The organism is Parvimonas sp. C2 (assembly GCF_035282405.1).
GTDB lineage: Bacteria > Bacillota > Clostridia > Tissierellales > Peptoniphilaceae > Parvimonas.
The window spans coordinates 66,862-78,828 of the sequence record NZ_JAYKBP010000003.1 but is presented as its reverse complement, the minus strand read 5'-3'; the positions used below and the strand labels follow the sequence as shown (position 1 = coordinate 78,828).

At 26.6% G+C, this 11,967-nt stretch carries 7 protein-coding genes; 3 read left to right on the top strand and 4 right to left on the bottom strand.

Features of this window, described 5'->3' with window-relative positions; translation table 11 throughout:
* Positions 1-35: 35 nt before the first annotated feature.
* Genes VJI95_RS05855 through VJI95_RS05840 form a run of 4 tightly spaced genes read right to left on the bottom strand, consistent with a single transcriptional unit; the run spans position 36 to position 7,437 of the window.
* Entirely contained in the window at positions 36-2,483 is a 2,448-nt protein-coding gene (locus VJI95_RS05855; protein WP_324010596.1) for a DEAD/DEAH box helicase, read from the bottom strand.
* A gap of 10 nt (positions 2,484-2,493) precedes the next feature.
* Positions 2,494-3,261 carry a Hachiman antiphage defense system protein HamA gene (locus VJI95_RS05850; protein ID WP_324010595.1) on the bottom strand — a complete coding sequence of 256 codons (768 nt, stop codon included), beginning with the start codon at positions 3,259-3,261 and terminating at the stop codon, positions 2,494-2,496.
* Between the two features lie 24 nt (positions 3,262-3,285).
* The gene (locus tag VJI95_RS05845; protein WP_324010594.1) at positions 3,286-5,268 is read right to left on the bottom strand and encodes an AlwI family type II restriction endonuclease; all 1,983 of its coding nucleotides are present in this window, start codon (positions 5,266-5,268) and stop codon (positions 3,286-3,288) included.
* The gene (locus VJI95_RS05840) at positions 5,269-7,437 is read right to left on the bottom strand and encodes a Dam family site-specific DNA-(adenine-N6)-methyltransferase (RefSeq protein ID WP_324010593.1); all 2,169 of its coding nucleotides are present in this window, start codon (positions 7,435-7,437) and stop codon (positions 5,269-5,271) included.
* A gap of 221 nt (positions 7,438-7,658) precedes the next feature.
* Between VJI95_RS05840 and VJI95_RS05835 the strand changes: the two genes are divergently transcribed.
* The 3 genes from VJI95_RS05835 to VJI95_RS05825 all read left to right on the top strand — a co-directional run bounded on the left by VJI95_RS05835 (position 7,659) and on the right by VJI95_RS05825 (position 11,967).
* Positions 7,659-9,026, top strand: a complete 1,368-nt coding sequence (locus VJI95_RS05835; RefSeq protein WP_323999537.1) for an MATE family efflux transporter — start codon at positions 7,659-7,661, stop codon at positions 9,024-9,026.
* 323 nt (positions 9,027-9,349) lie between these two features.
* Complete coding sequence (locus VJI95_RS05830; RefSeq protein ID WP_324010592.1) at positions 9,350-10,945, top strand: ABC transporter substrate-binding protein; 1,596 nt, start codon at positions 9,350-9,352, stop codon at positions 10,943-10,945.
* A 71-nt stretch (positions 10,946-11,016) separates the two neighbouring features.
* Complete coding sequence (locus tag VJI95_RS05825) at positions 11,017-11,967, top strand: ABC transporter permease (RefSeq protein ID WP_324010591.1); 951 nt, start codon at positions 11,017-11,019, stop codon at positions 11,965-11,967.

Here is an 11,967-nt window from a genome sequence, read left to right as displayed (position 1 = left end):
CTCTACTAAAATAATTATATTTCTAAAACTTTAATTCAATCTTTAGTATTCATTTTGACTTCTGAAATCAAAACACCATTTTCATTATTTTTTAACATTTTAGAAACTAAATTTTCAGAAAAAGTTACAGTACTATTATCTATATCAGCCTCAAACATATCTGAATATTTTTCTTGCAACAGTTTTGATAGAATACTACTAATACCACAGTTCAATAATGCAATTTTAGTTTTATCATCTGTTCCATATTTTATATTCAAATAAAGAGACTCTTCAATAAGTTCTAAAGAATATAGAATTTCTATATATTTTACTATTTCATTATCTATAAAATCATATTCTTCTTTTAACCTTACAATTGCTAAATTAACTTTTGTATATTTATCTTTTTCACTAATATCAGTCCAACAAGGATTGTATCCCCCTCTGGTTTTGTCCCCCCATTTGCCAACATAAACAATTCTTGATTGCTCTTCTATTAGCGTATTCCAATATCCAACTATTTTGTTTATCATATCTTTTATAGTTAATCCAATAATTCTCCAATTAATTAACATCTTATAAAATTTTTGAGCTTCAAGTTCCCTCAAACGCTTTAGGTTATTATATTTTCCTTTACTATCATTAATTTTAGAAAAAAATAAATAGTCTATTATATTGAAAACCGTATCTATACTTTGAGCTTTATTTACATTTTTTATCTCATTATCTATTTTTTTCTCTATTTCTAGTATATCAAATATATTAATATTATTTTCAAAACATAATTGTCCAACTTTTGTTTTTGCTTTATTAGAATTATTAGCAGTTATATCATCACAATGAGAAATGTTTTCTATAATATCTTCAGCCTTTTTCTTTTTACTTTCATCAGAATCAGAATTAGTTAGCAATGGATTTTTTATATCGTCAGTAATTTTATCATCATCTTCAACTAATATTTTTAGTCCTTTGACAAAATTTTCTACCTTAGAATTTTGTCTACAATATTCTCCTTTAACAATGTGAATTTCTGGCAATAAGTATTTTAAATTTCCAGTTTTACTATTAAAAATTTCTCCGAATCTACATACCCTTCCAACTAAATTTTTAAAAGACGATGGCGACAAATAACTCCTCCCTTTATAAGGATCTAATATAAACATCTTTGTAGCAGGAATATTTACTCCTTCAAGTAATGTAGAATTAGCAATAAGTAATTTTATTTCTGGCACAGTAACATATAAGTCCTCTATAAAGTATCTTATTGGTTCAGGTATTGAACCGTGGTGATAAATAATTCCCTTCTCGATAAAATCAGCTAATTTATAGTCTTCATGCACATACTCACGCAAATCACTAGCAGCTTTATTAAGTTTAAGTATTTTCCTTTCAGGGAGTTTAGAAAATAATTTATGTGCAAAGTTTTCCAGTTTCTTAGGACTGTTTAAATATATTATATTTTTATTATCACAATTAGTAATAACAACATCTGCATCATCTCCTAATTCATCGACCTGTAATTCAATTAACTTATCCTTCATTGTAGAATATTGGTCTAGCAAAACTTTCTTATTTTTTTCCAAGTCATAAAAATAAAACGTTTCAGACTTAACACTTTCAACAACACTATACCATTTAGCATCATTAGTGATATATTTAATATTTAAGCTTTCTTTTGATTTTAAAAATGGAGTCAAATATTTACAAATGACATTTTCATTTCTTTTTTTGCAAATAATAATAACTGAGGTTAAAATTAAACTACGTGTATTTTCTTCTGAAAATCCATCTAAAATGTTATGTGCTTCATCAACAACCAATAAATCGAATTTCAAATCCGGATTGTCCTGTAATAATCTCAACAATCTTTCTTGAGTTAATACAGCAATTATTTTCTCATCCTTCACATTATACATTTCAGGATAAGTTATTATTTTTCTGTATCCAAATTTATTTAAGATTCTTTTCTTGGTTTGTGCCAAAAGAGATTTAGTAGGAGAAATTATACATATTTTTTTAAATTTATTTTGATCAATAAAAGATAATATCAATTCTGTTTTTCCATAAGAAGTTGGAGCTACAATAATCTGAGATTTTAATTTTAATTCAATTGCATCCTTAAATAGTTCAGATTGTCCTATTGTTTGATATGAATTATTCCATTTAAATCCATCACTTATTATACTATTTATTTCAGTGTATAAATTTCCATATTTCTCTGAATAATTTAAGTTGTTTTCTATAAATTTAGATATAGGGATAAGTCCTTTATTTAAACTTAATTCATACAATGGTTTATAGTCATCAGTTATTTTGCTATACAACAAAAATAATCTATATCCTAATTTCTGAAGATTTTTATCTTCCAATCCAGTCAAAAAAATTCCTATAGATAATATTTTTTCTAGTTCTATATCAGATAACTTTACACCTATCTGTAACTTTTTATATAGTTCTGGAAATTCAGTGTTATAAAGCTTTCTCAATGTTAATTTATCCACTTCAAACCTCCTATATCAATTTTATTAAATAGTTTATAATCGCTTGATATGTTTGTTTTTGTATTGCAATTAATTTCAATTTTGAAAATTTATTAGAGGCTAATATTGAATTGTATAGTTTCTCTAGTTCTATTGAATCTATTGTAGAGTTAAATAAACAAAACACTGTTCCCCCTAAAATAACATTTTTATCGTTGCTTGAACATGAGTTACCACTTTTATTAAGTATATTAACTATAGTATTTTTTTCACTAGTATCATCTAATGCACTCCTAACGCTATTCACTGCATTTAACCATAATTGTGAATTATGCATATTCAGACGTGTATATAAATCTCTTTTAGCAGTATTGATTCTTTCGCATACCTTCTCAGTAGAAGTTTTTATTTTTCCTAATTCACCCGCTTTTGATTCTATAATCCATAAATCTTCATTAGAATCAACAGCAATAATATCGAAACCCTTTTTCACGTGTCCTTCTTCTAAATTAAAAAATGGCGAAACTATTTTAATATCAGTGAATTCTCTAATCATCACATTTAGCAACAACTCACCTATCACGCCTACTTTTCTTTTTATATCACTTGGAATTCTATGATTTACCAATTCTTTTATTGTTTCATCAAAAGAATGATAAATAAGTCCTGACCCAATAGCATATTCTCCATGACATATGTTTACTAACTCATCACTTATTTTTTTCTTTAATTCATCGGATAAAGCTTGAACTTCTAATATTATAGTTTCTCCAATTTTTCTTTCAACTACACCATTCATAATACTTTCCTTTACCATTCATACCTATACTTTATACTCTCCAGTAACCTCTATAATCATTTCATCATGCCAATTTTCTTTTTCTATAGGCATTTTGTGATATTTATCAAAAATATCATAAAGATACTTATATTTAACTTTATTTTCAATTATTTTCTTTAAAGAAGTTGTATCCATTGAAATAATCTTCATCCCTGTAATAGTTTCTTCATCTCTTGTATATGGTATTATCTTTCTATACCTAAAATCAGAAATTACATTCTTATCCAAATATGTGCTTACAAATAAACTATAATCAAAAGGATTATTAAATCTAATCCTATAATCTCCTAAATGTCTTGAAACTGGTTCCATTTCCATTCTTCTTTGATTATTTCTATCCGCAAGTGTTGCTTCAAGTAATAATGAGTGCTTTGGATAAAATACACACGAATCATACTCATATATTATATCTGCATATCCTCCTGCAGCGTGGGTCTTTGGTAATAAATTAGCCTCTAATGATAATTTCATAAAATCTAGAATATTACCTTGTCTTTCACTTATCTTATACCATATAATTCCTAAGATATATTCAAAAATTGTTGGTATAGTAGCCTCATCTGTAACAAGTTCCTCAATTCTTTTATCATCTCGGTTTTCAAAACAGTTTAGCAACTCTATGAGTACAGAATCATTAAATTTCTTATCAATCAATGTATTAAACCTTCTATATCGTTCATCATTTATATAAGTTACAGCTTGTTCAGAACTATTGATTTTAATTCCTAAATCTTTACTTAAAGCTATATATACTTTACTTATGTCAAGCTTGAAAGCTTCCGATATATCTTCCAATTTAACGTTATATTTAAGTTTATCAGATATACTAAAAGTATCTGTACAAAGAACATCAATAATCTCCTTAAAATAATACTTTGAAAGTATATCCAACTTAATAATGTGATCTTCAAAAATTAATGTATCTGTAATATTAAAATATCTTCTATTCAAATCAAAATAATCAAACAATGTTGCCTCTGCTTTAAACACATGTAGGTACTTAAAAAATACTTCTTTTAAATCTCGTTCATTTGTACAATATAAAAATGGACATTTATTATTAATTGACGCCTTTCCGTTCTTCCTTATAGTTCCAATATTTGTTGTTTTAAAAAATAATTTCTTCCATAATATTCCAGGTTTATGTTTTATATTCTTTACAGAATTTAATAGAGATTCATAGTCACTACCACCATCCAGAAATATATTTTTTACACTCTCATATAATTTATAATATGGTTTGTCATAGCTTCTACTTTTTCGGTTCATCCCAATCAAGCAAATTACATTTTCATCAACCTTAGAAGCAATAAATTCTTCTTTAGCAATTATATAATTATCCATCTGCATGAGCCTCTTATAAATTATATCTTCCAGTGAAATTTCATCTTTTCTATATAGCTTTATATCTGATATAATTTGCACTAAACTGTTATCATCTATAATTAAAGGTACCAGATAAGTAAACTCATCATAACTTAAAAAATCCAATTCAGTCAAACACTTTATAACAGCAATAAATGGTCTAACTTTGCAATCACTTACTTCTATGCTAGTTTTAAGTAGTTGCTTTAGGTAAATAAAGCTATCCCTATTAATATTAAATACATTATTAGTATCATAGATTCCATCACTAGTTACCTTAAGCAACTCTCTTCCCGCTTCCGTAATTAATCTATCTTCTGTAATTAAACCAATATTAACTAATCCAGATGTTTTTTCTCTAGCATCTTTATCTTTTCTATTCGCTTCTCCTGATAAAAATTTTCTACTTTTCATAAAATCATAATATTTTTCTTGCAAGTGATTGTTCCATTTCCAAGTTGACTCTTTTATCTCTTCATTATGAAATTCATCAAGAAGTAATAATTGCTCTTCTATTTTCAAGTTTAATTTCGCTGTCCTAAAACTTGTAGTTCCAATAACCCAACAAAAACTTTTGTAAGAAATTCTTTTATTAATCATTTAACTTTCCCTCCAATCTATAGGATAATTAGTAATTAAAACTTCTTCAGTAATACTGTGCTTATTTTTTCTATGATAATTACTATTAGAATAACTTTTATTTAAGTAATGCAAGTAATGCCCTCTTTTTTTAATCCATTTAAGCAAAATATTATTTCTTTTATTTTTACTTTCTAAAACATTAGACAAGGCAAATCTCAAACCTTTTATATTAGCTTCATCTAAAAAATGAAGCAAATCTTTTTCATCTATATCAGTCCACATTCCATTCTCATTATAAGTTGCATTTGTTATTAAATATGGTGGATCACAATATATAAAAGCGTCTTTAGGTAAATCTTCTAATGAAATTTCTCTAAAATCCTTTTTTAAAAACTTAACATCTTTACTTTTCAATTTTTCAGAAAACAAAATTAATTTGCTTCTCATTTTAGAATTAAAATCTCTCTTACCAACAGGAAGGTTAAACATTCCCCTTTGATTAAAACGAATTTGATTGTTAAAAGAATATACAATTAACACATATAGCATCAAATAATCAACTACTCCATTAATTAACTTTTTATTAAAAGAATCTCTTAGTTTCAAGAACTTATCTTTATTATACTCAGCTAATCCTTTACTACTATTACATCCATAATAAGAATAACCATACAAAGATGTATTTGATAGACTAAATTTATCAATAATATTCTCTATATCCTGCAATAAATCTTTAGTATCTTTTTCTTTAATAAATTTGATTAACTCAATCATTTTGTCATTAGAATCATTAAAAATCAATTTTGGAGATATAGAATTTATACCGACATTCCCTCCTCCAGCAAACAAATCAACAAATAATTCTTTTTCTGCAAATAAAGGTTGTAATTGATTTAACAACTTAAATTTTCCACCAATATAATTAAATGGACAAGATATATTAACTTTCTTTTTCTCCTCTTTAAACACTTCACACAGAAATAATCTTTCTTTATTACCTTTTATATTTGATTTTCCAGTCGAAAAACTTTTATAATCTGATTCAAATATAGTAACTTTTCCTTTTTTACTGAGAATTCTAATTATATCAGCATCTGATAACTTTGCATTAGACCTGTCATTTCCTTTATCGAACATATTATTATATGAAAGTAAAATATATTTAGTATTTGCTTTTACAATTAACTCTTCAAATGCTTTTGTAGCACTAATCCTACAATAATCACTCTTTAGCAATGTCCTATCCATCTTCCTAGCAACCCCATAAACTTCTGGTTTTTCCCATCTCGCAACATTTTCTAATAGATGATAAGCATCACAATACTGTCTTGAATTATACGGTGGATCTAAATATAGTAAATCTCCTTTAATATCTTTAATTAGCTTGTTTGCATCAAGATTATAACAAATATTATTAGGGTTTATCGTCATCTCAGGTAATATTACATTTAATATAAGAGATTTTTTAAGTACTACATTTTTCCTATAAGCATCATAATGTCCGACTGTATTAGCAATCTTATCCATTGCATATAATAAAGATGTAATTAAAATTGTATATTCTTTAAAATTTATTTCCTTATTTTTATACTTAACTTCTATATCTTCTCTTATAAATCCTATTTTACTACAATCATCTGCAGAAAAATAAGTATTTGCAAAATTTTCTCGCATATAATTATTCTCACTTGTTTCCAATTGATTATAATTATATATAATTTTAATTATTTTTTCACTTGAATATTTTTCATATCCAAACCATGCATAATTAGATATATAATTACTGTATAACAAATCATTTGTAATAATTATTTTATCTTTAAATGCATTTGCAACAGCTCCAGTTCCACTAAATATATCAATAACTACATTTACATTGTTACAATTATCGTTAACTGTTTTTCTTATAAAGTTAGAAAGAGAATATTTATTCCCTAAATATCTCCTATTATTTATATTAATTTTAGTTAATCCTAATTCAGATATTAAATTATCTGTATCTTTTGATTTTGATAATTTGTCTTTTTTCAAAAATTTCTTTAAAGTTTTTACTACATTATCATTCCAAATATACCTTCCTGTTTTATTTTTAGTAATTTTAATATTTGATTTGTGTATCAATTTGTATAAATATGACTTGGAAATTTCTAATTCTTTTATTATATCATCTATATTGTTAAACATCATCTTTCATCCTTGCTTTATCATTCATTCAATAGTCATTATAACATATTTTTTATACTTTTTTCTATATTTTATACTTAAAACTGATGCTAATTGCATCTAAAAACAGGATATAATATTTTAAAAAATATCTATATCACTATAAACATTACATATACATTGCAAAAAGACTAAAAATATGTTATCATTTTAGAATAATTTTAAACATTTTTACGGAGGATATAATGGTTAAAAGCAATGAAATAGATATGATAAATGGAAAGACCTTGAAAAAAATGATATTTTTTTCAATTCCAATTATCTTTACAAGTGTTTTTCAATTACTTTTTAATACAATAGATATAATAGTTGTTGGACGTTACTCTGGAAGTACCGCACTTGCAGGAGTTGGTGCGACTTCATCACTAATAAATTTACTCGTTAGTTTATTAATTGGAATTTCTATGGGAATCAGTGTTACAATGGGAAAATATTGTGGAGCAAGAGACTATAAAAATGCGTCTGACACTGTTCACAATGCAATTGGTCTTGCCATTATTTCCGGAACAATTTTACTTTTCGTGGGACTTATTGTTTCAAAACCTATGTTACATCTTATGGGAACACCTGATGAAATAATAGATTTGTCCGCACTTTATATGAGAATAATCTTTTTAGGAAGTCCCGCTGCAGCCATATATAATTTTGGTGCAGCACTTTTAAGAGCAATTGGAGATACAAAAAGACCACTTTTTTTTCTAATAGTTTCCGGTATTTTAAATGTTTTTTTGAATTTATTTTTTGTTATAGTTTTAAATATGAGTGTTGATGGAGTAGCAATAGCAACAATAATTTCTCAATATGTTTCAGCAATTATGATGATATCATTCTTAACAAAAAATGTAGGTTATATGCATTTGAATTTAAGAAAAATAAAATTGCAAAAAGATAAAGTTATTAGTATTTTAAGAATAGGACTTCCAGCTGGACTTCAAGGTATTGTATTTAGTATCTCAAATGTATTGATTCAATCTTCAATAAATACATTCGGAAAGCTCGTTATCGCAGGAAATACAGCAGCGATAAATATTGAAGGCTTTGTATATATGTCAATGAATTCAATTTATCAATCAACACTTAGCTTTACAAGTCAAAATATGGGAGCAAAAAAATATCATAGAATAGATAAAATTTTATTGCAAGGTCTTGGAATTGTTGCAGTAGTTGGTCTTGTACTAGGTGTTGGTGCATATTCTTTAGGAAATATTCTACTCGGAATATTCACAGATGATCCAAAAGTAATTATGTATGGACTTAACAGAATGAAAATTGTTTCAGCAACCTATCTACTATGTGGGCTAATGGACGTAACAGTTGGTTCTCTAAGAGGAATGGGATACTCCATTTTACCAATGGTCGTTTCTTTAACGGGTGCTTGTCTGTTTAGAGTAATTTGGATATTTACTATATTTCAAATTTATAAAACACAAGAATCCCTTTACATTTCCTATCCAATTTCTTGGGCATTGACAACCACAGCACATATCTGTTGCTATTTAGTGATAAGAAAAAAATTATTAAAACAAAATGAAAAAGGAGCTCTCGCTCCTTAGAAATGCAGACAAAAATGTCTGCTTTTTTTGTGTAGATAATAATTCTAATTTATATATAAACATTATGAAAAATCTACCATTCTATTCTAATATTAAGCTGATTTAATTAAAAATATTATCTATAATAAATATTTATAACATCTATAAGAAATTCTAATAAAATAATTTATGAAATTTGATTAAAAATATTCTATTAACAACAAATCGAATGTGAATAATGTGTTATAAGATAAAAATTTATAATAATTTGATAATCTTTGTATGGACAATTAAATTTATAAATGTTATAATATTGTCGAAAAAATATTTAATAAGGAGTGACTATGATGAAGAAAAGAATGATATTTTTTTCGACAATTATGTTTCTTGTACTAAGTATGTCATTGAGTGCTTGTAGTGGAAAAAAGTCTGAAGAAAAAAATACAAATGTAACAGAAAAGTCAAATCAAAAAGGAGGAACTATGACTTTAGCAATAGGTTCAGACCCTACTATTGTAAATCCACTATACGCTAATGACAGAGTTTCTTTAACAATTTCACATGTGTTATATGATCCACTTTATACCGTCAAAAACGGAAAAGCAGTTTTTGATAAACTTGCTGAATCTTTAACACATTCTGATGATTATCTAACTTATACTTTAAAATTCAAACAAAATATTAAGTGGCACGACGGAAAACCACTTACTGCCGAAGATATGATGTATACTCTTTCAGTGATTCTTGATGAAAAACAAAACGCAAAAGGCAGAGGTGCTCTGATTTCAGGTAGTGAAAAAGTTGAATTCAAAAAGATTGACGATTATACAATAGAATTTAAACTTCCCAAAGTTAATATGTCTTTTATTCAAAATCTTTCAGAGATAAAACCTATACCCAAACATATATATGAAGGACAAGAAAGTATAGAAAAAAGTCCTAATAATAGCACACCAGTTGGAAATGGATATTTTAAATTTAAAGAACAAAAGACAGGCGAAACATATCAAGTTGAAAGAAATGATGATTATTATGGAGATAAAGCTTTGTTAGATGGTATTGTTTACAGAGTAATACCAGATGCCAATGCAGTTTCAGTAGCATTAGAAAGCGGAGAAATTAGTGCCGGATATGTAAAGGCTAATCAAGTAGAAAAATATAAGAAAAATGATAATTTAAATTTAGTTACTTTTTCTGAAGGAATGGTAAATAATATATTTTTCAGAGTAAATAACGAAAGAATTAAAGATGTAAGAGTAAGACAAGCTATAGCCTATGCTATTGATAAAGAAAAATTACTAAAAGGTTCATATAACGGAACTGAATATGCAAGTGTTGCTCATTCTCCATTTTCACAAGAGACCCAATACTATACTGATGATGTAGAAAAATATTCTTATAATATTGAAAAAGCAAAAGAATTACTTAAAGAAGCAAATGTTCAAAACTTAACAATTCGACTTATGTATACTTCTGGTAATCCTGCACAAGAAAAGGAAGGGTTATTAATTCAAGAGATGCTTAAAGAAATTAATGTTAAAGTTGAACTTTTACCTTTAGAAAGAGGCTCTTTTATCAAGAAACTACTTGATAAAAATAATAAAGACTTTGAGCTTGCTTTGAACGGTTATGTTTTAGGCGAAGATCCAGATGGATATAAAGCAATATTCACTAGTGGAAGTTCTGAAAATTTCAGCGGATATAGTAATAAAAAGGTTGATGAATTATTTAGCTCAGCAGTTCAAGAAAAAGATGATAAAAAAAGAGAAGAAATGTATAAAGAGATTCAACAAATACTTGCCAAAGATGTTGTTCAAATATCTACTGCATATGTAAAATCTATAGTTGCTGTAAACAAGAAATTTAAAAATTTAGATGAAGCAGTTCCTGCTCCAATCCATATGTTTGATAATTTCAATAAAATATCAATGGAAAAATAAAATTTATAATTAAAAAAACAAATAATTGCTTAATTTTTAAGCTTTTATTTGTTTTTTATGTAGGAGAAATTATGTTAAATACGATATTTAAAAGAATATTACAAGCAATCCCTATGATTATTGTAATATCAATTGTATCTTTTATATTGATAAGGATGGCTCCAGGAGATCCTGTTACTGCCCACATCACTCCAGAGGCATCTATTCAAGATATTGAAAAAATTAGAGAAAGTATGGGATTAAATGATAGCTATATAGTTCAATATTTTAGATGGGCAAAAGCTATCCTTAGAGGAGACTTTGGCTATTCTTTTTCAAATCATCAATTAGTTTTAAAGCAAATAACAGAAAGATTGCCAGCTACATTTTTGTTAATGGGAACATCTATGCTTATCTCTATAATTTTAGGAGTTATAATCGGTGTTATTTCAGCAATGAACAAAAATGGTATATTTGATAAGATTTTTATTTTATTATCATACATAGGAATATCAATTCCAAGTTTTTGGTTTGGAATGATGTTATTACAATTATTTGCTTTAAAATTAAATATATTACCAAGTGTTGGTATGCGAACTGTAGGAGTCAACACTTTTAGTGATTTATTAAAACATCTAATAATGCCTGTAATAACTTTAAGCATAGCTGACACGTCTGTAATAAGTAGATATGTAAGAGCAAGAGTTATAGAACAGATGGATCAAGATTATGTATTAACTGAAATAGCTTATGGTGCAAGTAAAACCGAAGTGTTTTTTAAAAGTATATTGAAAAACGCGATATTACCACTGATTACAATAATCGGAATGAGCCTTCCTGCTTTAATTTCTGGTGCCTTTGTAACAGAAAGTATTTTTGGTTGGCCAGGACTTGGACAACTCGGAATGAAATCAATTTTTGCCTATGATTATCCTATGATTATGGCAACTACAATGTTTGCGTCAATCCTTCTCATTGTAGGAAATTTGATAAGTGATATATTGTATATGATTGTAGATCCTAGAATTAAGGAGTTAAATTGA

What these genes read in the sequence shown, in the direction of transcription:
- VJI95_RS05825 (WP_324010591.1), top strand. Translation starts at nt 11,017, where the DNA reads ATGTTAAATACGATATTTAAAAGAATATTACAAGCAATCCCTATGATT.
- VJI95_RS05835 (WP_323999537.1), top strand. Translation starts at nt 7,659, where the DNA reads ATGGTTAAAAGCAATGAAATAGATATGATAAATGGAAAGACCTTGAAA.
- VJI95_RS05850 (WP_324010595.1), bottom strand. Translation starts at nt 3,261, where the DNA reads ATGAATGGTGTAGTTGAAAGAAAAATTGGAGAAACTATAATATTAGAA.
- VJI95_RS05840 (WP_324010593.1), bottom strand. Translation starts at nt 7,437, where the DNA reads ATGATGTTTAACAATATAGATGATATAATAAAAGAATTAGAAATTTCC.
- VJI95_RS05845 (WP_324010594.1), bottom strand. Translation starts at nt 5,268, where the DNA reads ATGATTAATAAAAGAATTTCTTACAAAAGTTTTTGTTGGGTTATTGGA.
- VJI95_RS05830 (WP_324010592.1), top strand. Translation starts at nt 9,350, where the DNA reads ATGATGAAGAAAAGAATGATATTTTTTTCGACAATTATGTTTCTTGTA.